The organism is Pacificispira spongiicola (genome assembly GCF_012926505.1).
GTDB classification, from domain to species: Bacteria; Pseudomonadota; Alphaproteobacteria; order UBA8366; family Aestuariispiraceae; genus Pacificispira; species Pacificispira spongiicola.
In genome coordinates this window covers 40,798-61,709 of the sequence record NZ_JABBNT010000007.1, presented here as the reverse complement: position 1 = coordinate 61,709, position 20,912 = coordinate 40,798, and the positions used below count along the sequence as shown (strand labels likewise).

Annotated in this window: 21 protein-coding genes; 2 read left to right on the top strand and 19 right to left on the bottom strand. The window is 61.9% G+C overall.

Annotated elements, in window-relative coordinates:
• From asnB to HH303_RS19205, 17 genes are all read right to left on the bottom strand, one after another.
• The gene (gene asnB, locus HH303_RS19285; RefSeq protein ID WP_169627038.1) at window positions 1-1,896 is read right to left on the bottom strand and encodes an asparagine synthase (glutamine-hydrolyzing); all 1,896 of its coding nucleotides are present in this window, start codon (window positions 1,894-1,896) and stop codon (window positions 1-3) included.
• 6 nt (window positions 1,897-1,902) lie between these two features.
• Complete coding sequence (locus HH303_RS19280; RefSeq protein ID WP_169627037.1) at window positions 1,903-2,691, bottom strand: class I SAM-dependent methyltransferase; 789 nt, start codon at window positions 2,689-2,691, stop codon at window positions 1,903-1,905.
• The gene (locus tag HH303_RS19275; RefSeq protein ID WP_169627036.1) at window positions 2,688-3,647 is read right to left on the bottom strand and encodes a glycosyltransferase family 2 protein; all 960 of its coding nucleotides are present in this window, start codon (window positions 3,645-3,647) and stop codon (window positions 2,688-2,690) included. Before HH303_RS19275 ends, HH303_RS19280 begins: the two co-directional genes overlap by 4 nt.
• A complete protein-coding gene (locus HH303_RS19270; protein WP_169627035.1) occupies window positions 3,647-4,249 on the bottom strand; it encodes a 2-hydroxychromene-2-carboxylate isomerase in 603 nt (200 codons plus the stop codon). The genes HH303_RS19275 and HH303_RS19270 overlap by 1 nt, the downstream gene beginning before the upstream one ends.
• A gap of 9 nt (window positions 4,250-4,258) precedes the next feature.
• Window positions 4,259-4,999 carry an SDR family oxidoreductase gene (locus tag HH303_RS19265; protein WP_169627034.1) on the bottom strand — a complete coding sequence of 247 codons (741 nt, stop codon included), beginning with the start codon at window positions 4,997-4,999 and terminating at the stop codon, window positions 4,259-4,261.
• 28 nt (window positions 5,000-5,027) lie between these two features.
• Window positions 5,028-6,161 carry an acyl-CoA dehydrogenase family protein gene (locus tag HH303_RS19260; protein ID WP_169627033.1) on the bottom strand — a complete coding sequence of 378 codons (1,134 nt, stop codon included), beginning with the start codon at window positions 6,159-6,161 and terminating at the stop codon, window positions 5,028-5,030.
• 38 nt (window positions 6,162-6,199) lie between these two features.
• Window positions 6,200-6,850 (bottom strand): carbonic anhydrase, encoded by a 651-nt coding sequence (locus HH303_RS19255; protein WP_319637471.1) that lies wholly within the window; start codon window positions 6,848-6,850, stop codon window positions 6,200-6,202.
• The gene (locus tag HH303_RS19250; protein ID WP_169627032.1) at window positions 6,847-7,509 is read right to left on the bottom strand and encodes an SDR family oxidoreductase; all 663 of its coding nucleotides are present in this window, start codon (window positions 7,507-7,509) and stop codon (window positions 6,847-6,849) included. The genes HH303_RS19255 and HH303_RS19250 overlap by 4 nt, the downstream gene beginning before the upstream one ends.
• Window positions 7,510-7,527: 18 nt before the next feature.
• Window positions 7,528-8,718, bottom strand: a complete 1,191-nt coding sequence (locus tag HH303_RS19245; RefSeq protein ID WP_169627031.1) for an acetyl-CoA C-acyltransferase — start codon at window positions 8,716-8,718, stop codon at window positions 7,528-7,530.
• Window positions 8,719-8,745: 27 nt separating this feature from the next.
• A complete protein-coding gene (locus HH303_RS19240; protein WP_169627030.1) occupies window positions 8,746-9,918 on the bottom strand; it encodes an isovaleryl-CoA dehydrogenase in 1,173 nt (390 codons plus the stop codon).
• Between the two features lie 27 nt (window positions 9,919-9,945).
• Window positions 9,946-10,404 carry a PaaI family thioesterase gene (locus HH303_RS19235; RefSeq protein ID WP_169627029.1) on the bottom strand — a complete coding sequence of 153 codons (459 nt, stop codon included), beginning with the start codon at window positions 10,402-10,404 and terminating at the stop codon, window positions 9,946-9,948.
• Window positions 10,401-10,865 carry an acyl-CoA thioesterase gene (locus HH303_RS19230; protein ID WP_169627028.1) on the bottom strand — a complete coding sequence of 155 codons (465 nt, stop codon included), beginning with the start codon at window positions 10,863-10,865 and terminating at the stop codon, window positions 10,401-10,403. Before HH303_RS19230 ends, HH303_RS19235 begins: the two co-directional genes overlap by 4 nt.
• Window positions 10,862-11,263, bottom strand: coding sequence for a MerR family transcriptional regulator (locus HH303_RS19225; RefSeq protein ID WP_169627027.1), 402 nt, complete (start codon window positions 11,261-11,263; stop codon window positions 10,862-10,864). The genes HH303_RS19230 and HH303_RS19225 overlap by 4 nt, the downstream gene beginning before the upstream one ends.
• Before the next feature lie 117 nt (window positions 11,264-11,380).
• On the bottom strand, window positions 11,381-12,388 hold the full coding sequence (locus HH303_RS19220) for a DMT family transporter (RefSeq protein ID WP_169627026.1): 1,008 nt from the start codon (window positions 12,386-12,388) through the stop codon (window positions 11,381-11,383).
• 123 nt (window positions 12,389-12,511) lie between these two features.
• On the bottom strand, window positions 12,512-13,012 hold the full coding sequence (locus tag HH303_RS19215; RefSeq protein WP_169627025.1) for a hypothetical protein: 501 nt from the start codon (window positions 13,010-13,012) through the stop codon (window positions 12,512-12,514).
• 59 nt (window positions 13,013-13,071) lie between these two features.
• Complete coding sequence (gene mgtE / locus HH303_RS19210; protein WP_169627024.1) at window positions 13,072-14,484, bottom strand: magnesium transporter; 1,413 nt, start codon at window positions 14,482-14,484, stop codon at window positions 13,072-13,074.
• A 49-nt stretch (window positions 14,485-14,533) separates the two neighbouring features.
• On the bottom strand, window positions 14,534-16,813 hold the full coding sequence (locus tag HH303_RS19205) for an NADP-dependent malic enzyme (protein ID WP_169627023.1): 2,280 nt from the start codon (window positions 16,811-16,813) through the stop codon (window positions 14,534-14,536).
• 237 nt (window positions 16,814-17,050) lie between these two features.
• Between HH303_RS19205 and HH303_RS19200 the strand changes: the two genes are divergently transcribed.
• On the top strand, window positions 17,051-17,461 hold the full coding sequence (locus HH303_RS19200) for a GFA family protein (protein WP_169627022.1): 411 nt from the start codon (window positions 17,051-17,053) through the stop codon (window positions 17,459-17,461).
• 1 nt (window position 17,462) lies between these two features.
• Here the strand turns inward: HH303_RS19200 and fabI are convergent, their stop codons facing one another.
• Complete coding sequence (gene fabI / locus HH303_RS19195; RefSeq protein ID WP_169627021.1) at window positions 17,463-18,236, bottom strand: enoyl-ACP reductase FabI; 774 nt, start codon at window positions 18,234-18,236, stop codon at window positions 17,463-17,465.
• Between the two features lie 200 nt (window positions 18,237-18,436).
• On the opposite strand from fabI, the gene HH303_RS19190 reads away from it, so the two are divergent.
• The gene (locus HH303_RS19190; protein WP_169627020.1) at window positions 18,437-19,201 is read left to right on the top strand and encodes a hypothetical protein; all 765 of its coding nucleotides are present in this window, start codon (window positions 18,437-18,439) and stop codon (window positions 19,199-19,201) included.
• Window positions 19,202-19,245: 44 nt separating this feature from the next.
• Here HH303_RS19190 and HH303_RS19185 read toward each other — a convergent pair whose 3' ends face one another.
• Entirely contained in the window at window positions 19,246-20,862 is a 1,617-nt protein-coding gene (locus HH303_RS19185) for a GMC family oxidoreductase (RefSeq protein WP_169627019.1), read from the bottom strand.
• Window positions 20,863-20,912: the final 50 nt, after the last annotated feature.

Genomic DNA, 20,912 nt, shown 5'->3' with positions numbered 1-20,912 from the left:
TCACAGTTTCCAGGCTTCGCGCCAGCTTTGCAGCATCAGCACGTTCCATAGTTCGAAATGCCAGTTCCTCTGGCCTTTTAAATGTTCTTCCCAGACGGCGCGGATCGGTTCGGGATCCAGGAACCCGCCGTCTTCCAAACGGTCCGATGCGATCAGCGATTGCGCCCAATCGCGCAACGGGCCGCGCAGCCAATCGGCAAGCGGCGGTTCGAAACCTTGTTTAGGCCGGTCCATCAGACTGCGCGGCACATGGCGGTCGAGCACGGCACGCAGCACCTGCTTCCCCTTCCCGTCGCGGATCTTGAAACGGCTGGGCAGGCCCCAGGCGAAACGCACGATATCGTGGTTCAGCAAGGGCGCGCGGGTTTCCAGCGACGCCGCCATGCTGGCGCGGTCTACTTTCACCAGCAGGTCGTCGGGCAGATAGGTCACGGCATCGCAGAACATCAAGCGCAGCAGATCGTCGTCGCTGTGCGGGCGGCGCGTGCCTTCGACGAAATAGCCGACCGCCGGGTCGCCTGCCGGGCGTTCGAATACCCGCCAGCGGGACATATAGCCTTCATACAGAAGCTCAATCGACGGCTTCGATCGATCCGACAGCTTGCGGTACAACTTGTCCCCGAACCGCCCCGGTTTGCCGACGCCGGAGGAAATGACATTCAACGGCCCGAAGGGAATAAGGTTCAACAAGCTGCGGGAAAACGGGCGGCCTCGCTCCCATTGCTCAACGGCCTTGCGGTAACGCGGATAGCCGCCGAACAACTCGTCCCCGCCGTCGCCGGTCAGCGCCGTCGTCACCTGCTGTCGCGCCAGATGGGACAACAGCAGCGTCGGCAACTGGCTGACATCGGCAAAGGGTTCGTCATAGACGAAGGGCATCCGTTCCACCATCGCCAGACTGTCGGCGGGGGATACCGTGACTTCCGTATGATCGGTGCCCAGATGTTGGGCGATGGCGCGGGCCTGCGGCGCCTCGTCGAAACGCGGGTCGGTAAAGCCGATGGTGAAACTGCGCACCGGCTTGGCGGCGACACTCTGCATCAGGGACACGACGGTCGCGCTGTCGATCCCGCCGGACAAAAACGCGCCAAGCGGCACGTCAGCGACCATGCGGCGCGATACGGACCGCATCAGCAGACGTTCCAACTCCCGTGCCGCCGCCGCTTCGTCGCCTTCGAAGGTGGGGGCGTTCTCCGCCTCCGACACCGGGTCCCAATATTGACCGCGCACCGTCTCGCCACTCTCCAGGGAGAGGGTGAGCGTTCCGCCGGGCGGCAGCTTTTCGATGCCGCGATAAATCGATACCGGCGCGGGAATGTAGGAATAGCGCATCATCGCATCAACGGCGCGCGGATCGATTTCCGGGGTGAAATCCGGATGCGACGCGATGGCTTTCAATTCGGACCCGAAGACGAAGCTTTTCCCCGCCCAGCCGAAATAGAGCGGCTTTTCCCCCATTCGATCGCGGGCGAGAGTCAGCGTGCGTGCCTTCGCGTCGTAGAGGGCAAAGGCGAACATGCCGTCGAAACGGTCCAGCGCCCCTTCGATACCCCAGGCATCGAAGGCCGCCAGCATGACTTCGGTATCCGAATGGCCGCGCCAGGTGCGGCCTGACTCCAGTTGCCGACGCAATTCCAGGAAATTATAGATTTCACCATTGAAGACGATGGCAAAACGGTCGTCCTGGGACCGCATCGGTTGTGCGCCGTCGGCACTCAAATCCTGGATCGCGAGGCGCCGGAAGCTCAAGGCGACACCGACCTGTTCCGCCGTCCAGACACCGGAATCGTCGGGGCCGCGATGCAGCATCGTCTCCGCCATCGCCTCCGCGATACCGGCCAGCGCCGCCGCTCCCCGTCCGCGCGTCGTATCGACTGTTCCCGCGATCCCGCACATATCCGGTCAGCGTCCCCGTTTCGCCCGGCGTTTCGCCCGGCGTTTCTCCACAGACCGGGACCATGCCTTACGCCCCTGTTTCAACCACCGCCCGAAAGACGGGTTGGCCTGACGCTGTACCTGTTCGAAAACTTCGGGATGGACCAGCGGCACGGGCGGTGAAATGGACTTGCCCGCTTCCGCCTTCAGGGCCGGATTGTCGGCCAGCGCCTTTTCGGACGCGAAGACCATCAGGTTCTGCTTGTACCACCAGCAAACGGTGGGATCGTTCCAGACCGTCAGCCGCAGCGTATCGACCGGCGTGTAGCCCTGTGCCGCGAACAGGTCCGCCCAATAGGCGGGCCATTGTTCATTGACGTGATGATGCCCGCCCTGTCCCGGAATGGCGGCGGAAAACAGAACGACCGGCGCCAGCGCACACAAATCCGCGACAAAGCTGCCCGCCCGGCTGTCCGGCAGGTGTTCCGCGACCTCCAGGCTGATGGCGAGATCGAAGCTCTCCCCCGGTTCGACGGCGATTTTCTCGTCGATGCGGCAACGTCGGAACCGGTCCTTTGGGATTTTAAGTTGGGTTTCGTCCACCCAGGGGCCGTCGAGTCCCAGAACGGTTTCCGCCCCCAGTTCCGAAATCACGGATAGCCAGGATCCGTCGCCGCATCCGGCGTCGACGGCGCTGCCGATCGGAAACCATGTCTTCAGGATCGGCACGATCCGGCGCGCCGACGGCAAGGCCGTATTTTCAAGATCGGCATAGAATCCGTGGTCATATCCCGGATTGTAGGTCTGCTCACTCATCCCAAAACTTTCTCTTCGGTTCCGCGTACGGCGCGCCGGTCGGCGGTTTCGAAGACCCGCCCGCACCGTTCGATAAAGGCTGCATGCCCCCCCAGGATGGGCAGCCATGCCCGGGCCTGACGCCAGAATACAGGACTGGTCGGCCAAAAGGCCTTGTTCGCCCGGCGATGATATTTCCAGGCGCGATACGCCATGCGCCGCGCAATATACTGGCGCAAGGACCAGGGCGTATCGGGATAGTCTTCCAGGAAGTACTGAACGGCGCGGGTCACGCGTTGCAACTGACGGCCTTGATTGTTCGACAGGCGCGACCCGACTTCCTGCGGCAGGAAGGCGACGGTCGCATCCAGCGCCAGGAAATCCCATTGCCGGGCAAGGCGCATGGTCAGGGCATATTCCTGACTGAAGACGACCCGTTCGTCGCACCCGCCGACGGCGCGCAGGCAGTCGGTGCGGGCCAGGAACTGTGTCGGATTGAACAGCGACCGAGAAATCGCCTGCCGCAGGGGCCGCGCCAGGCGCCGCACCGACGGCGTTCCGATCTCGCCCTCCAGGTCGAGGGTCGCCGCGTCGGAAAAGGTTTGAACGCCGCCGAAGGCAAGGCAGGCCTTTTCATCGCCGGCCAGCGCATCCAGCAAAACCCGCGTCGCATCCGCATGCAACAGATCGTCCGCATCGACGAATTTGATATAGGGCATGGTCGCCAGCGCGATGCCCCGATTGGTCGCGGCGGCAGACCCGGCATTGGTCTGGGATTCGATCACCAGATTGTCCCAGCCGGCCGTCTTGTCGCGCAGGATGTCCAATGACCCGTCCGTCGATCCGTCATCGACGAACACATATTGCCGGTCGAAGTTCCCCCGTTGCGCCGCGATTCTGTCGAGAACGGCGGGCAGCCAATCGGCCTTGTTATAGACCGGCACGACAAAGGAAACGCCGGTTTCCATCGCCGCCATCACCATCCGCCCCGCGTCAGCCAGGCGTCCAGCATGTCCATCCGGTCGGCGCCCCAGAACCGCTCCTCATCGACGATGAAGAAGGGCGACCCGAAAACACCGCGATCCAGTGCCGCGTCCGTTTCGGTTCGCAAGCGGGCCTTGATATCATCGGATTTCATGCCCGATTCCACGGCGATGGGATCAAGGCCGACATCTTCCGCGACCGCGACGACATCCCCCGCATGACCGATATCCACACCGTCCGCAAAGAGACGTCGGTACAAGGCATGGATCAGGTCGACCGCCCGGTCGGGCGCGTTTTCCTGTGTCCATAACGTCGCGCGCGCCGCATGGACCGTCAGGATCGGAAAGCCTGGCGGCCAGACGAAAGGCAAGCCCAGATATCCGGCGGTCCGTTCGATATCGCGCTTCGAATACGGACCTTTCAGCGGATAGGACACAAGCGACTGCGTCCCTTCCCGTTTGAAGGCGGCCCCCAGCAAGAACGGCTTCCAAGACACCGCGCGATCATGCTTGTCCGCCAGCGCCGCGATCCGTTCAGACGCGAAATAGCCGTAAGGGGAGGAAAATTCGAAGTAGAAATCGATCGGATCGGTCATGGCGTGTCCTTACGAGGCCCAGCCGCCGGCGACGGGCACGACGGTACCGGTGATGAACCCGGCCTTATCCGACAACAGGAAGGCGATCAGGTCCGACACCTCCCGCCCCTTGCCGAAGCGGCCCATCGGGATTTGCGACAGGATCTTGTTCCGTGCGGCGTCGTCGGACAGCAGGGCTTCCGAAAAATAGGACGGGTTTTCAACGAAATTCGGCGCAACTGCGTTCACGGAAATCGCCTGACCCGCCAATTCCCGCGCCAGGGACAGGACCATTGCGTTCTGCGCCCCACGTCCGGTGACATACATGCCGTAATTCGACAGGCCGCGGAACGGCACGGCGGAGGATGCGACGACGACCCGCCCGCCGCCTTGCTTTTTCATCTGACGCACGGCGGCCCCGATCAGGCGGAAGGGCTGCACCACCATGGCTTCCAACCCGTCGCGCATATCCTGCGGGTCGGCGTCTTCGACTTTCGCCCGGATGGCCGGGAAGCCGTCATTGGCGACAAGGCCGTCCAAACGCCCTTGCGCCGAAACGATGCTGCCGATCAGGCGGTCCGGGTCTTCGTCATGCAGTCCGATCGCCCCGCGATAGGCTTGTTCGAATGTGTGGCGCGCCGCCATATCGGCGAAGCTGGGATCCTGGGCCAGAACCGTCGCACCTTCCTCCAGGCAGGATTCGACGGCAGCGGCGCCGACGAATTCCGTGACATGGGTGACCAATACGATCTTGTCCGTCAGGTTTCCCATGGGACCGCCCCCTCTCGTTCCGCCTCCCTTAGGCGGCCAACATGCGTGAAATGACCATGCGCTGAATGTCGCTGGTCCCTTCATAGATTTTCGTGACGCGGACGTCGCGGGCCATGCGCTCCACCGGGTAATCGCGCATATAGCCGTTGCCGCCCAAGGTCTGCAGCGCGTCGGACACAACCTGTTCGGCGGTTTCCGTCGCGAACAGTTTCGCCATCGACGCCTCCGTCAGGCAGGGCTGTCCCGCATCCTTCAGGGCCGCTGCATGCAGGATCAATTGACGCGCGGCCTCCAGCTTCGTCGCGCAATCCGCAAGGCGGAAGCCGACGGCCTGATGCTGGATGATCGGTTGGCCCATGGAAACGCGGTCCTTGGCATAAGCAACGGCATAGTTCAGCGCCGCCTGTGCGATACCAAGCGCCTGCGCGCCGATCCCGATACGCCCGCCTTCCAGATTCGACAGGGCGATTTTATAACCTTCGCCCAGCTGCCCCAACATCAGTTCGGGTTCCAGTTCCAGCCCTTCCAAGCGGATCGCGCAGGTGTCGGACGCATTGAGCCCCATCTTCTTTTCGATCCGTTCGACGATGTAACCGGGACGGTCCGTCGGCACCAGGAAGGCCGTGATCCCGCGTTTTCCCGCATCCGGATCGGTCACCGCGAAAACGATGGCCAGCCCCGCCGTCGACCCATTGGTGATGAACTGCTTCGCCCCGTCCAGAACCCATTTATTGCCGGCCTGCACCGCCTTGGTTTTCAGGGCGGAAGCATCGGATCCTGCCTGCGGTTCGGTCAGACAGAAACAGCCGATCGTCTCCCCCCTGGCGAGGGGACGCAGATATTCCTGCTTCTGCTCTTCCGTGCCGAAACGATGGATCGGCATGCAGCCGACGGAGTTATGGACGCTCATGATCGCGCCGACCGCCCCGTCCCCGGCGGAGATTTCCTCCAACGCCATGGCATAGGAGACTGTATCCGTTCCCGCCCCGTCATAATCCGGCGGGACGAGCATGCCGAGAAGCCCCAGCGCGCCCATCTCCGCAATCGCCTCCTTGGGGAAGCGAGCCTCTCGGTCCCACTCCTCCGCATTCGGGGTCAGGCGTTCGGCCGCGAACTGACGCGCCATATCGCGGATCATCGTCTGTTCTTCGGTAAGGATCATGGTCGTTTCTCCCAGATGCCCGGCTCTATTTGTCCGGATTATTTTGCGCTGAGGTCCGGTATGCTATCCACGATGCTGAACTGTCCGGTGCGCGGATCGTGGGCCAACAGGTTCCCCGAATTGATATCGAACCACCAGCCGTGCACGCGCAGCGTCCCGTTATCGATCCCCTTCTGAACCCAGGGGAAGGTCTTCAAATTGCGGATCGACGTCTTGATCGTCGCCATTTCCACCGCCGCCGCGGCCTCCGGATCGTCCGCCCCATGCATGGAACACGCTTCCGCCGCCAGCGCCATCCAGGGCCCGATGAATTCCCGATCTTCCAGTTGGTTCCCGGCATGGATCGACCGCATGGCGGCGACCCCGCCGCATTTGTAATGACCCAGGACGATGATTTCCTGAACGCCCAGGTCTTTAACCGCGAATTCGATTGCCGACGAGGTGCCGTGATGCGACGAATCCGGGCTGTAAGGCGGCACCAACGCCGCCACGTTACGAACGACGAAGATTTCCCCCGGATCGGCGTTGAACAGGATCGCCGGATCGACGCGGCTGTCCGAACAGGCGATAACCATGATCTTCGGCTTTTGCCCTTCTTCCGCCAGACGCCGGGTCATATCCCCGCGTTTTTCGTGATAGAGGGCACGATAGCTGCGATAGCCTGCGAGAAGACGGTTGATCGGATTCACCAGGGAAGCTCCTTTCCATCGTAATTGAAAAACTGTCCGGTTTGACCGGCGGCAAGACCGTCGACCACGGATTTCATACCGGCCGCGGATTGCGTCGTGTCGATATCCGCGCCCGCGCCGCCCATATCGGTGCGCACCCAACCGGGATGCAGGACGACCGTGCGGATACCGCGCGGTGCCAATTCCTGCGCCAGACTGGACACCGCCATGTTCAGCGCCGCTTTCGACGACCGGTATTCATAGGCCCCGCCGGAATTCAGCGCGACCGACCCCATCTTGCTGGTCGTGAAGGCCAGTTTGCGCAATCCCGACGCCGCGACGTTTTCCAGCAAGGCCCGGCATAGCATGATCGGCGCGATCGTGTTGATGCGGAAACTTTCCAGCCAGTCTTCCGCACGCAAGTCTTTGAGCGCCTGCCCCTTGTCGATATAGATGCCCGCATTGTTCCACAGAACATCGATGGATCGACCGGACAGAGCTTTCGCCGCCGCCGCGATGGAACCCGCATCGCCGACATCCAGCGCGAGTGGTTCGCCGACCGGATCGCAGCCCGCCGGGTTCCGGCAAGCCGAAATCACCTCCCAGCCGCCGGCGCTGTATAACTCCGCCAGACGGCGACCGATACCACGGCTGGCCCCGGTAATCAGAATGGTCGGCATATCCAACTCCTCTGCCCGTTACTGAAGACGTTTCACCGCCATCGCCGTAGCCTCTCCACCGCCGATGCACAAGGACGCAACGCCGGTTTCAAGATCGTATTTCTTCAACGCGTTCAGAAGCGTCACCAAGATGCGCGCACCCGATGCGCCGATCGGATGGCCCAGGGCACAGGCCCCGCCATGCACATTCACCTTATCATGCGGCAGGTCCAATTCCCGCATCGCCGCCATGGCGACGACGGCAAAGGCCTCGTTGACTTCATACAGGTCGACCGCGTCCTTCGACCACCCGGCCTTGTCCAGGCATTTGCGGATCGCATCGACCGGCGCGGTCGTGAACCAGGCGGGGGCCTGGGCATGGGTCGCGTGGGACACGATTTCCGCAATCGGCGTCAGGCCGCGCTTTTCCGCTTCGGACCGACGCATCAGCACCAGGGCCGCCGCCCCATCGGAGATGGACGACGAATTCGCGGGCGTCACCGTCCCGTCCTTCGCGAAGGCCGGTTTCAGGGTCGGAATTTTGTCCGGGTTCGCCGTGCGCGGCTGTTCGTCCAGCGCCACAGTAACTTCCCCCTTCCGGGTCTGGACCGTGAGCGGCACGATCTCGCTTTCGAAAGTGCCGTCATCCTGCGCCTTCTTCGCGCGGTTCAGGCTTTCTATAGCGAAAGCATCCTGGGCCTCGCGCGTAAACTGGAAATGCGTCGCCGTTTCTTCGGCGAAGGTGCCCATCAGGCGGCCCTTGTCATAGGCGTCTTCCAGCCCGTCCAGGAACATGTGATCCAGCACCTGACCATGACCCAGGCGCATGCCACCGCGCGCCTTGGGCAGCAGATAGGGGGCATTGGTCATGCTTTCCATGCCGCCCGCGACCATGATCGCGTTCGTCCCGGCGGTCAGCAGATCCGTTGCCAGCATCGTCGCCTTCATGCCGGACCCGCACATTTTGTTGATGGTCGTGCAGCCCGTGGCATCCGGGATGCCCGCGCCCTTGCTGGCCTGACGGGCCGGGGCCTGCCCCTGACCGGCGGGGAGGACGTTGCCGAAGATCAACTCGTCGACATCCGCCGGTGCGACGCCCGCGCGGGACAGCGCTTCCTTGATCGCTGCCGCGCCCAGTTGGGATGCGTTCATTTCCTTCAGGTCGCCTTGGAACCCGCCCATGGGGGTCCGCGCGGCACCGACGATGACGATGGGGTCTTGCGTGGTCATTCCCGTTTCCTTTCCTCTTGCCGCGCCTTACGCCGTTTCGGCGAAGAGTTCGCGGCCGATCAGCATGCGGCGGATTTCGGACGTGCCCGCGCCGATTTCATAGAGTTTCGCGTCGCGCAGCAGGCGGCCCGTCGGGCTTTCGTTGATATAGCCCATACCGCCCAGAATCTGGATCGCCTCCAGCGCCATCCAAGTGGCCTTTTCCCCGGCATACAGAATCGCGCCCGCCGCGTCCTTGCGCGTCGTCTGTCCCCGGTCGCAGGCTTTCGCGACCGCGTAGACATAGGCTTTGCAGGCATTCATCGTCGTATACATGTCGGCAATCTTGCCCTGCATCAGTTGGAATTCGCCGATCGCCTGCCCGAACTGTTTGCGTTCGTGGATATAGGGGATCACGACATCCATGCAGGCGTCCATGATACCGATCGGACCGGCGGCCAGCACCGCGCGTTCGTAATCCAGACCGCTCATCAGGACGCGGACGCCCTTGCCGACCTCCCCCAGGACGTTTTCTTCCGGGACCTCGCAATCCTCGAAGACCAGCTCCCCAGTATGGGATCCGCGCATGCCCAGCTTGTCCAGCTTCTGCGCGACGGAGAAGCCTTTGAAACTCTTTTCCACCAGAAAGGCGGTGATGCCTTTCGACCCGGCATCCATATCGGTCTTGGCATAGATCACCATGACATCGGCATCCGGGCCGTTGGTGATCCACATCTTGTTGCCGTTCAGGACGTAGCGGTCACCCTTCTTGTCCGCGCGCAGGCGCATGGACACGACATCCGACCCGGCGCCCGGTTCCGACATGGCCAGCGCCCCGACATGATCGCCGGAAATCAGTTTCGGCAGATAACGCTGCTTCTGATCCGCGTTTCCATTTCGGCGGATCTGGTTCACGCACAGATTCGAATGCGCACCGTAACTGAGACCGACGGAGGCGGAGGCACGGCTGATTTCCTGCATCGCGATGCAGTGTTCCAGATAGCCCATATTGGCGCCGCCATATTCCTCCTCCACGGTAATGCCGAGGAGCCCCATGTCGCCCATCTTCTTCCACAGGTCCATCGGGAACTGATCGGTGCGGTCGATTTCCGCCGCACGCGGCGCGATCTCGTCGGCGGAGAATCCGGCGACGCTTTCCTTCATCAGTTCGGCGGTCTCGCCGAGATCGAAATCCAGCACGGGATAGGAATTGGGGATCATGATGGTCGTTTCCTCTTTGTTATCCGCTCAGGCGGCCTTGTCGTCCGACATGTTTTCCATGGTCATCAATGTGCACAGCGCGGTGGCGCAGAGCGCTCGCTTGCCGTCCGTCTCCGCGTAAATGCGGGCCTCGCAAATAATCAGGCGGCGGCCGGGCTTGATCACCGTGCCGATGGCGATCAACGCATCCCCGCGCCCAGGCGAAACGATGTTCATCTTATACTCCACCGTCAGAATGGAGTCCTTGGCGTCGAGCATGGTGAACGCGGCATAACCGCCGACATTATCCGCCAGCGTGCCGATCACGCCGCCATGAAAGAAACCGTGCTGCTGTCCCAGTTCTTCACGATAGGGCAGGCGCATCTCGGCATGGCCCGGCTCCACCACCGTCAATTCCGCGCCCAGGGTTTCCATGAACCGCTGCCGACCGAAGCTTTCCCGCGTGCGGGATTCGAAATCCGGGTTCCGGGGTTGAAAACCGCTCATGCCGGGGCTCCTTCTTCCAGGGGGCGGACGCGTGCCTTGACACGGGCCGCAATCTCGTCGGGCCAAACACGCGCCTTTCGCGCTGTCCGGTCCAGGCAGGCGACGGTATAGGTGCAGGTCGCGGACAGGGTTTCCACCTCCGCGCCGTCCCGATCTTCCACCAGATACATGCGGTGATGAAAACCGGCGGTCTTGCCGCCCAGCGTGATCACGCGCGACCGGGTGCGGATCGTCTGTCCCGGAAACAGTTCCTTGTGGTAGGTCAGGCGCGATTCCAGCGCCGCGATCCCGATCCTATCGCGTTCCATGACCTCGACGCTCAACCCCAGCCCGGACCACATCGCCCAGGTCGCCTCGTCAAAGCGGCGGGTATAGGCCGCGACATTGAAATGCCCCATATGATCGCACTCGTCGGCGTAGATCGTGCCCTGCGCCGTCACCGGATCGATGTTTTCCGTCATGCCTGTTCCCTCCCCTTCGCCAATTCGGACAGCCGGTTGCGGCAATTCCGTTCGACCTCCGCCAGTTCCGACAGGGTCAGGTCGATGTCGCGGCGTTTCTGTTCCAGGTCGACACGCCGTTTTTCGATCATGTCCAGGAAGAAGTCGAGCTGCCCGCGTTCCCCGGGCGCCGAGTCGTAGAGATCGATGATTTCGCGAATCTCGGCGAGCGAGAAGCCCAGCCGCTTGCCGCGCAGAATGAGTTTCAAGCGCACCCGGTCGCGCGGGTGATACAGGCGCTGGCTGCCCTGCCGTTCGGGGGAGATCATGCCCTCCGCCTCATAAAAGCGGATGGTCCGCGCAGTGACGCCGAAGTCCCGCGCCAGTTCGGCAATCGTACTGACCGCCTTATCCGTCATCCCGTCCCTCCCTGTTATGGGTGGAAATAGTATTTACGTTTACGTAAACGTCAACTGCGAAATCTTGATAATTCCGTGACGATTGCCTGGTATCGATCCTGGGCTGTCGTTTGCGGTCTAGGGCGACTTGGGTTCCGCGAGGCTGTGGGCAGGATTGCGCAGCGAGCGTGGGCCGCGCGTCCAGCGTATTTCCCGCGACAGGATGAACAGCCCGCTGCCGACGATCAGGGATGCGCCGATATAGGTCCAGATGCCGGGCACTTCGGAAAAGAATATCCAGCCGGCCAGGGTGCCCCACAGAACGCCGGAATATTCGAACGGGGCGACCACGGACGCGTCGCTGCGGGCATAGGCCGTGGCCAACATGATGAACCCCGCCGCCGCGATGAACCCGATCGCCAGGATCAGCCGCACATCCGTCCAGGCCGGGACGACCCAGGCGCGCAGCAGGAATTGCAGACTGGGGTGGCTGGACACCCCCTCAAATCCGCCATGTCCCAGCAACAGGCCCATCAGACCGGCGAAGGCGATGAAGCCGACCATCTGGTAGAAGGCGATACCCGGGCCGACCATGCCGTCGCGCAGCAGCCGGGTCAGTAAGGTCTGAACCGCATAGGTCGCGGTGCCCGCGATCGCGAATAGGACCGCCGGGTCCAATAAATGACCGGAAGGCCCGACCACGACGATGACGCCGGCAAATCCGATCAGCACCGCCGTCCAACGCCGCCAGCCGACCCGTTCGCCCAGCATGGGCACGGACAGGGCGCAGATGAACAGCGGCGACGAAAACCCGATCGTCACCGCATCGGCCAGGGGCAGCCGCGCGATGGCGAGATAATAGAAAGTAAAGCAGGAGAAGCCGAAAAAGCCGCGCAACACGATGATGCCCGGCCGCACGATCCGGAATCCGGCCTTGCCGTATCGCCAATAGACGAAAGCCGCCATCAGCCACAAGGCGATCCCACCCCGCAGAAAGACAAGCTCATGCACCGGCAGGGTGCCGCTCAAGGACCGCACGATGACATCCTGAATCGAAAAGATCAGCAGCCCAAAGCACAGCAAAAAGACACTGAGAACCGGAGAATTCTCCACACTCCCAGCGGACGGCGCAACCGTGACGGCCATTCGCGTGACACTCTGTTTTCAAGGAAACGAACCGGACGCTACGCCGTTTTCATGCCGCCGAATAGATCGAAAAATTTCAGCCTGACATTAATTTTTTGACCGGGCGTGCACCGACCGCCACGCCTAGCCGTACTGGGCAAAAAGCGCCAGGGCGTCGGACGGCATCGAATTCGTGTCGATCGATGCCCCGAAGGGGCCGAAGCCGGTGTTTTCCCGGTCGTCGTCTTCCGGGAACATCTGCGCATACATGGCCTGTTCCGCCTGATAGAGACGAAGCTGGGCGAGGACGTTATAGGCACCCTGCAGCTCCTTCGCGTCGGCCCCGTCTTCGACCATCTGTTCGATCTGGGCTTCCTGATCGGCAATCCATTCCGATGTGCTGTCCTGCTGCACGCCCAGGAACCCGGCAAAACCGGACACGGTCGACCCGGACAGCAGCCCCAGCCCGCCCATCCCGGATGTCGCGTTCTTTGCCCTATAGTCGTTGGCCAGCGCGTCGTAGAACCGGTCGCGCCCCAGGTCCCGCACGGCCTGCGCGGCGTCGGGTTCCACGGTCGCGGATTTTTTCGCGGCGGCATAGGCCGTGGCCACACGGAAGATTTCGGAATTGTTGTTCGACAGCATCGGGACGCTCCGGTTTCGTTACGTCACCGGAATGAGCAAACCGCGTGCCAGAACATGCTTTACATCAAGACAACGCTGGCGAGTCCCAGGAAAACGAAGAAACCGACGACATCGGTAATCGTGGTCAGGAAAACCGTTGAGGCGATGGCCGGATCCTGCCCGATCTTCTCGATGGCCAGGGGGATGAGAACGCCGCTCAACCCCGCAATCATCAGGTTCAGGATCATGGCCGTCGCAATCACGCCGCCCAGGACAGGGTCGCTGAACCACAGCCAGGCGACGATGCCCATGATGATGGCGAACAGGATGCCGTTGGCGCTGCCGACCAGGACTTCCTTCGTCAGGATGCGCAGCGCGTTGCGTGTCGTCAGTTCGTTGGTGGCGAGCGCGCGCACGGCGACCGTCAGTGTCTGCGTTCCGGCATTGCCGCCCATACTGGCCACGATCGGCATCAGGACAGCCAGGGCCACGACCTTCGACAGGGCGGTTTCGAACAGAGCGATGACCAGGGACGCAACGATGGCCGTGCCCAGATTCACCAGCAGCCAGGAAAAGCGCAGCCGCGTCGTCTTCAGGAAGTCGGAATAGAAGTCGTCCTCGCTGACCCCGCCGAGTTTCAGCATGTCGTCTTCGTGTTCTTCATCCATGACGTCGACGATGTCGTCGATGGTCAGGACACCGACCAGCCGCCCGGACTCGTCGATCACCGGCGCTTCGACCAACCCGTATTGCCGGAACAGGAAGGCCGCGTCCTCCTGATCCAGGTCGACCGGGATCAGTTTCGGATCAGTTTCCATGATGGCGGAGACAGGCACGATCCGCTTGGTGCGTAGCAGCTTCGACAATTGGACGAGGCCGACGGGCTTATGGTTCGGAGACACGACGATGATGTTGTAGAAATCGTCCGGCAGGTCGCTGCCGCCCTCCCCATCGGAATCGCGCATGAAATCGATGGTCTGACCGACGGTCCAGAATTCCGGGATCGTCACCGTTTCCCGGCGCATCAAGCGACCGGCGGTATATTCCGGGTAGCTGAGTGCCTGTTCGTAGAGCGCGCGGTCTTCCGCCGGGACGAAGGACAGAATTTCCTTCTGATCCTCCTCGTCCATATCCTCGAGGAAATCGACCACGTCGTCGGAATCGAGGTCCTGGACGAAGGTGGAGAGGACGGAGTTCGGCAGCGCGTCGGTAATGGTTTCCTGAACGGTATCGTCCAGATAGGCGAAGACGTCGGAATCCAGTTCCTCGCCCAACGCATGGACGACCGACAGGCGCTCGTCTTTTGTCAGGCGTTCCAGAAGGTCGGCAAGGTCGGCGGCGTGCAGCGGCACGACGAGCGGCCGGATGGTTTCCGGTCCGGCGCCTTCCTCCAGCGCAGCCTCGACCGCCGCCACCGTCTCTTTTGTAAGACCGTAGAGATCGTCGAAGGCATCGCCTTCGGTTTCTTCCGTCTTTTCCAGCACGTCGGACATCGACGGCCCGCCTTCTTCGGCTAGGGTTTACCCGTTAGGGCCTGCTTGCTTAAGCCACGCCGCCTTTCGCCGCTTCCGTCTGTGCGTCGACCACCGCGACCGCGGTCATGTTGACGATACCCCGCGCCGTCACCGACGTCGTCAGGATATGCACCGGCCGGGCCGCGCCGATCATGATCGGCCCAACGGATAGCCCGTCCGCCAACATCTTCACCGCATTGTAGGCGATATTCGCGGCGTCGAGCGATGGCATTACCATTAAGTTTGCCGCGCCGGTCAATTTATTGCCGGGAAGCAGGGTTTCGCGCAGCACCTCGTCCAGCGCGGTGTCGGCGTGCATTTCGCCTTCCACTTCCAGATCTGTTTCGGCCTGCAGCAATTCGACCGCCTTGCGCATCTTCGCCGCCGACGGCGTATCGGCGCTGCCGAAATTCGCATGGGACAACAAAGCGACCTTCGGTTCGATGCCGAAGCGCCGGACTTCCTCCGCCGCCATAACCGTCATTTCGGCCAGTTCTTCCGCCGACGGATCGTAGCTGACATGGGTATCGGCGAAAAAGAACACGCCCTTGTTCAGGATCAACAGGTTCAGCGTCGACAGGTCCCGCGCGCCGTCGCGCAGGCCGATCACCCGGCGGACATGTTTCAAGTGATCGCGGAACCGGCCGATGGTGCCGCAGATCAGTGCATCCGCCTGCCCCATCCGCACCATCAGCGCCCCGATCACGCCGGTCCGCGTGCGCACCACTTCCCGCGCCCATTCCGGCGACGTGCCCTGTCGCCCGGCAATTTCCAGATAGGTCGTCCAGTAGTCCTTATAGCGGGGATCGTCTTCCGGGTCGCACAGTTCGAAATCCTCGTCCATGCGCAGGCGCAGGCCCAGCCGTTCGATGCGGGACTGCACGACCTTGCGTCGGCCGATCAGGATCGGGAAGGCGATGCCGTCATCGACCACGACCTGAACCGCGCGCAGCACGCGTTCCTCTTCCCCTTCGGCATAGACGACCCGCTTCGGATCGGCGGTCGCCCGGTCGAAAATCGGCTTCATCACGGTGCCGGAGCGATAGACGAAGCTTTCCAGTCGCGCGTTATAGGCCTCGAAATCCTCAATCGGGCGCGTCGCCACGCCGCTCTCCATGGCCGCGCGCGCCACGGCGGGGGCGATTTCCAGGATCAGGCGCGGATCGAACGGCTTCGGGATCAGGTGATCGCGGCCGAACCCGGAGGAACTGCCATAGGCCTTGGCCACGACTTCCGACACTTCGCGCCGGGCGAGACTGGCAATCGCCTTGACGGCGGCGACCTTCATTTCCTCGTTGATCGTCGTCGCGCCGACATCCAGCGCGCCGCGGAAAATGAAGGGGAAGCACAGGACGTTGTTCACCTGGTTCGGATAGTCCGACCGTCCCGTCGCGACGACAGCGTCCGGGCGCACCTCTTCCACCTCTTCCGGCAGGATTTCCGGCGTCGGATTGGCCAAGGCCAGGATCACCGGATTGTCGGCCATGGTCTTCACCATGTCCTGCGTCAGAACCTTCGGCGCCGACAGGCCCAGGAAGACATCCGCGCCGCCGATCACATCGGCCAGCGTCCGCTTGTCCGTATCCTTGGCATAGATGCCTTTATACTGGTCCATCTGGTTGCGGCCTTCATAGACCAGCCCATCGATATCGCAGACCCAGATGTTTTCCCGCTTCGCGCCCATCGCCTCCAACATGGCGAGGCAGGCCAGCGCCGCCGCGCCCGCGCCGGACGCGACGATCTTGATATCCTCGAATTTCTTGCCGACCAGTTCCAGCGCGTTGAAGACGGCGGCGGATACGATGATCGCCGTGCCGTGTTGGTCGTCGTGGAAGACCGGGATATTCATGCGTTCGCGCAGGCAGCGTTCGATTTCGAAACATTCCGGCGCCTTGATGTCTTCCAGATTGATGCCGCCGAAGGTCGGTTCCAGCGCCGCGACGATGTCGCAGAATTTGTCGACATCCAATTCGTCGACCTCGATATCGAACACGTCGATCCCGGCGAATTTCTTGAACAGGACGGCCTTGCCCTCCATCACCGGCTTGGAGGCCAGCGGGCCGATCGGCCCCAGGCCCAAAACGGCGGTCCCATTGGTGATCACGCCGACAAGGTTGCCGCGTGCCGTCAGGGTCGCGGCCTCCGCCGGGTCGCGTTCGATTTCGCGGCAGGCGGCGGCGACGCCGGGAGAATAGGCAAGGCTGAGGTCGCGCTGGTTGGCGAGAGGCTTGGTCGCAACGACGCTCAACTTCCCTGCCGGGGCCAGCCGGTGATAGTACAGCGCCTCCTGGTCGAAATTCTTCGCCATGAGCTTTCCCTTCTCTCCCAATCAGATACACCTCGGCCGGGACCGGCCATCGGGTCACGCCGTACCCGCCGCAGTCTATCCATTTTTACCATGGAGGAAAGTGGACATGGGGCCTTCCGCACCGGAATTCGTCACGTCCGGCAATTACCGGGAAGCCGGGATCGATCCATTGGACAAGTTTTCGGCTTTCCCATAGCCTGCGCCTCATCACACGTCAGTCTGAAAACAGGAAAGACGATGACGGATCAGACATATCAAGGGTCGTGCCTGTGCGGCGGGGTCCGGTTCGAAATCGCCGGTGCCTTCGACGGGTTCTTTCTGTGTCATTGCAGCCGCTGCCGAAAAGGGACCGGTTCCGCCCATGCTTCCAACCTGTTTTCGACCACGGCACGACTCCGCTGGCTGTCCGGGGAAGACAAGCAGAAGACCTATCAGGTTCCCGGCGCGCGGCATTCGAAATGTTTCTGCACCGATTGCGGCGGGGCGCTGCCGCGTGTCCAGCCCACGGTAAACCGGCTGATCGTTCCGGCGGGCAGCCTGGATAGTCCGGTCGACATCCGGCCCAACGCGCATATCTTCTGCGCCAGCCGGGCGAATTGGGACGATTGCCTGGAAGACGTCCCGCATTGGGACGAACTGCCGTCCTGACTTACGCCATCAGGTGGACGCCACCGTCGATATAAATCGTATCGCCGGTCATCAGTTTCGCCGCATCGGTCGCCAGATAGGCCGTCGTGTTGCCGACATCTTCGATCGACGCAAGGCGATGGGCGGGCGCCGATTCCGTGGCGCGATTGATTAATTCGTCGAACCGGTCGATGCCGGACGCGGCGCGGGTCATCACCGGGCCGGGGGATATCGCATGCACGCGGATGCCCTTCGGCCCCAATTCATGCGCCATATAGCGGACCGCGCTTTCCAGCGCTGCCTTCACCGGCCCCATCAGGTTGTAGTTTTCAACCACCTTTTCCGCGCCGTAATAGCTCATCGTGAACAGCGCCCCGCCGTCGGGCATCAGGGGTTCCGCCAGCTTGGCCATTCGGATGAAGCTGTGGCAACTGACATCCATCGCCATGGCGAAGCCTTCGCGCGAACAATCCGTCACCCGCCCATGCAGGTCCTCGCGCGGCGCGAAGGCGATGGAATGCAGGGCGAAATCGATCTTCCCCCATTTTTTACCCACCGCGTCGAAAAAGGCTTCCAGGCTGCCCTGTTCGCGCACGTCCAGCGGCAGGAACAAATCGGCTTCCAATTCCTGCGCCAAGGGTTCGACATAGGGTTTCGCCTTGTCGTTTAGATACGATACGGCCAGGTCCGCGCCCAAATCCTTGAAGGCCCTGGCGCAGCCGTAGGCGATGGAATGTTCGTTGGCGATGCCGAGAACGACGCCCTTTTTCCCGGCCAATGATACTGCGGAGCCCATGGCTATATCCCTTTCGCCTTGGTCCTCCCAAGAACACGGATCGGCTGTTCGCCCTTATTGTGCACTGCAATATCACGGATGAACACGAACCGGAACCTCTAAGGCATGACGGTTTCGTTGCATGCCTGCCCCATAGGTAGCTTTGGCATGCGTGATGCATTCGGAACGATTCAGATCAGACTATGGGGAGATCGGGTGTCATGGATTTGAATTTCAACGCGGAGATGTTCTCCGATCCGACGATGCGTCCGCATTTGAAGGCGCTGTATGACGAAAAATACTCGGCAATTTACGACCGTATCGACGCGATGGAGGAAAAAGGTGCCGCCGGACAGCAAACCATTAGCGTGCGCGGTCCGAATGGGGAAACGGTCGAGGCCAAGGAAATCAGCGCCGCCCAATATCGCGCCGCCATTCCCAGTTTCGACGACTGGCTGGATTTTCAATCCACCTTCACCCAGCGCATGACGGAAATGACGGAAAACAGCGTGGAAAGCGCCCGCAAAATGGTTGAGCATCTCAAACAGGACGGCCCGGATACGTCCTCCGGCGTCCGCACCGTCTTTTCCAGTGGTGACCGCATCCTCGGCTATATCAACGAGGACGGCAGCGTCGTGTCCCATTCCGGCGGAAGCGCGCTACAGGATTTGGCACGGCAGGCGAATACGCTGAACCTGACCGGCGAAGACAAGATCGCCTATATTCGCGACCATGCCACGGCGGCACTGTCCGGGCGGTTCGGTGCCCTAAAGGTAACCGACTATACGGAAGACACCATGCCGATGAAGCGGGAATTCGCGGCGGCTTGGTATCCGGGACACAGCGCCGTCAACGACCATGCCTCAAACCTGGCGGCGGCCCGCGACCATCTGGCCCGCATGGAAGATCTGTACCAAAACCACCAAAAGAACCTGAGCGAGATGAAAGCCTTCCTGCTTCAACACATCCAGGAGGCCAACGCCTGATCCGGTTGGGGACAGCCACCCGGAATAGTCGCCGTTTCTTCCCGTTACCGGTAATCTTCCCGGATCAGGTCCGACGCCCGCTCCGCGACCATGATAACCGGGGCATTGATATTCCCGGACGTGACATTCGGGAAAACCGACGCGTCGACAACGCGCAACCCTTCCACCCCATGGACGCGAAGGGAGGGGTCGACGACGGACTTCTGGGGATCCTTGCCGATCCGGCAGGTCGAACACGGATGATACACCGTCCAGGCCGTATCACGGATATGTTTCAGGTAGCCCTCATCGGTCCGAATGTCGGCGCCGGGCGAAATTTCGCGCTTGATAACCGACGCAAGCGCGGGGGCTTCACTGATGCGGCGAACAAATTTTGACGCTTCGAGCATGTCGGCGACATCCTCGCTGGTCGACAGGTAATTCGGGCGAATGACCGGCGGGTCGAACGGGTCGTCGGAGCGGATCATGATCTCACCGCGGCTCGTCGGACGGCACATGTCGAAACCGAAAAGCAGTCCAGGGAACGGGTCCGGGCTCATGAGCGCCCGTTTCATCTTGGGGCTGCGGGTATAGCTGACCGGGTTGAAGTAGAGTTGCACATTGGGCGCCTGCAGATCCGGTCTCGTTTTCAGGAACCCCCCGGCCTGATTGACGCTGAGCGAAAGCGGGCCTTGCCGCGTCAAGACATACTGAATCCCATACAAAATCCGCCTGTGCCACGGGCGCAGCATTTGATTGAGCGTGGGCACCCGGGTTTCAAAATGAAAATCCGCGCCCAGATGGTCCTGCAGATGGCGCCCCACCGCCGGCAAATCGCGCGTTACGGCAATGTTCTTGTCTTGCAGCACCTCGCCAGGACCGACGCCTGAAAGCTGCAGTATCTGCGGCGAGTTGACCGCACCGGCGGACAGGATCACGCAGGCCCGGGCCAGGGCGACGCGTCTTTGCCCCTTTACCGAATACCGAACCCCCTTCGCCCGGCCGTCTTCGATATCGATGCCGGTAACATCGGCGTGGGTGGTGATTTCAAGGTTTTTGCGACCCCTGGCCGGGTTCAGATAGCACAGCGCGGTCGATGCGCGAATGCCGTTTCGGGTGGTTATCTGATAGGCGGCTGCGCCTTCGGCTTCCGCGCCGTTGTAATCGTCCGTGACCGGCAGCCCCAATTGCCGCGCGGCTTCAAAATAGTCATCGCACAGGGGATGAATCCGTCCCGAAATGTCCTGCACAGCCAGCGGACCGTCGCCGCCACGGACATCGTCGCCGCCCCTCGACCAGTTTTCGAGTTTCTTGTAATACCGCTGGGCGGTGTCCCAGCCCCAACCGTCCGCGCCGGCGGTGACCCAATCCTCGAAATCGTTGGGCAATCCCCGCGCCCAGACCATCGCATTGATCGCGCTTGACCCGCCCAGCACTTTCCCCCGCGGCCAGTAAGACTGGCGGTCGCCAAGCCCCGGACCGGTTTCGGCCATGTACTTCCAGTTGATTCGGGCGTTGTAGAAGGAAAGGCCATAGCCGATCGGCATATGAATGAAGGGACTCCAGTCCCGGCCGCCCGCTTCAAGCAGGAGAACAGACCGCTTTCCGTCTTCGCTGAGGCGATTGGCCAGAACGCAACCCGCTGAACCAGCGCCGATAATGACAAAATCGAAGGTTTCCATTTGCCTCAGGCCTGCCCCGTTTTCGACGTCACCGCGCCGATCATTGATCC

What these genes read in the sequence shown, in the direction of transcription:
- asnB (WP_169627038.1), bottom strand. Translation starts at nt 1,896, where the DNA reads ATGTGCGGGATCGCGGGAACAGTCGATACGACGCGCGGACGGGGAGCG.
- HH303_RS19280 (WP_169627037.1), bottom strand. Translation starts at nt 2,691, where the DNA reads ATGAGTGAGCAGACCTACAATCCGGGATATGACCACGGATTCTATGCC.
- HH303_RS19275 (WP_169627036.1), bottom strand. Translation starts at nt 3,647, where the DNA reads ATGGCGGCGATGGAAACCGGCGTTTCCTTTGTCGTGCCGGTCTATAAC.
- HH303_RS19270 (WP_169627035.1), bottom strand. Translation starts at nt 4,249, where the DNA reads ATGACCGATCCGATCGATTTCTACTTCGAATTTTCCTCCCCTTACGGC.
- HH303_RS19265 (WP_169627034.1), bottom strand. Translation starts at nt 4,999, where the DNA reads ATGGGAAACCTGACGGACAAGATCGTATTGGTCACCCATGTCACGGAA.
- HH303_RS19260 (WP_169627033.1), bottom strand. Translation starts at nt 6,161, where the DNA reads ATGATCCTTACCGAAGAACAGACGATGATCCGCGATATGGCGCGTCAG.
- HH303_RS19250 (WP_169627032.1), bottom strand. Translation starts at nt 7,509, where the DNA reads ATGCCGACCATTCTGATTACCGGGGCCAGCCGTGGTATCGGTCGCCGT.
- HH303_RS19245 (WP_169627031.1), bottom strand. Translation starts at nt 8,718, where the DNA reads ATGACCACGCAAGACCCCATCGTCATCGTCGGTGCCGCGCGGACCCCC.
- HH303_RS19240 (WP_169627030.1), bottom strand. Translation starts at nt 9,918, where the DNA reads ATGATCCCCAATTCCTATCCCGTGCTGGATTTCGATCTCGGCGAGACC.
- HH303_RS19235 (WP_169627029.1), bottom strand. Translation starts at nt 10,404, where the DNA reads ATGAGCGGTTTTCAACCCCGGAACCCGGATTTCGAATCCCGCACGCGG.
- HH303_RS19230 (WP_169627028.1), bottom strand. Translation starts at nt 10,865, where the DNA reads ATGACGGAAAACATCGATCCGGTGACGGCGCAGGGCACGATCTACGCC.
- HH303_RS19225 (WP_169627027.1), bottom strand. Translation starts at nt 11,263, where the DNA reads ATGACGGATAAGGCGGTCAGTACGATTGCCGAACTGGCGCGGGACTTC.
- HH303_RS19220 (WP_169627026.1), bottom strand. Translation starts at nt 12,388, where the DNA reads ATGGCCGTCACGGTTGCGCCGTCCGCTGGGAGTGTGGAGAATTCTCCG.
- HH303_RS19215 (WP_169627025.1), bottom strand. Translation starts at nt 13,012, where the DNA reads ATGCTGTCGAACAACAATTCCGAAATCTTCCGTGTGGCCACGGCCTAT.
- mgtE (WP_169627024.1), bottom strand. Translation starts at nt 14,484, where the DNA reads ATGTCCGACGTGCTGGAAAAGACGGAAGAAACCGAAGGCGATGCCTTC.
- HH303_RS19205 (WP_169627023.1), bottom strand. Translation starts at nt 16,813, where the DNA reads ATGGCGAAGAATTTCGACCAGGAGGCGCTGTACTATCACCGGCTGGCC.
- HH303_RS19200 (WP_169627022.1), top strand. Translation starts at nt 17,051, where the DNA reads ATGACGGATCAGACATATCAAGGGTCGTGCCTGTGCGGCGGGGTCCGG.
- fabI (WP_169627021.1), bottom strand. Translation starts at nt 18,236, where the DNA reads ATGGGCTCCGCAGTATCATTGGCCGGGAAAAAGGGCGTCGTTCTCGGC.
- HH303_RS19190 (WP_169627020.1), top strand. Translation starts at nt 18,437, where the DNA reads ATGGATTTGAATTTCAACGCGGAGATGTTCTCCGATCCGACGATGCGT.
- HH303_RS19185 (WP_169627019.1), bottom strand. Translation starts at nt 20,862, where the DNA reads ATGGAAACCTTCGATTTTGTCATTATCGGCGCTGGTTCAGCGGGTTGC.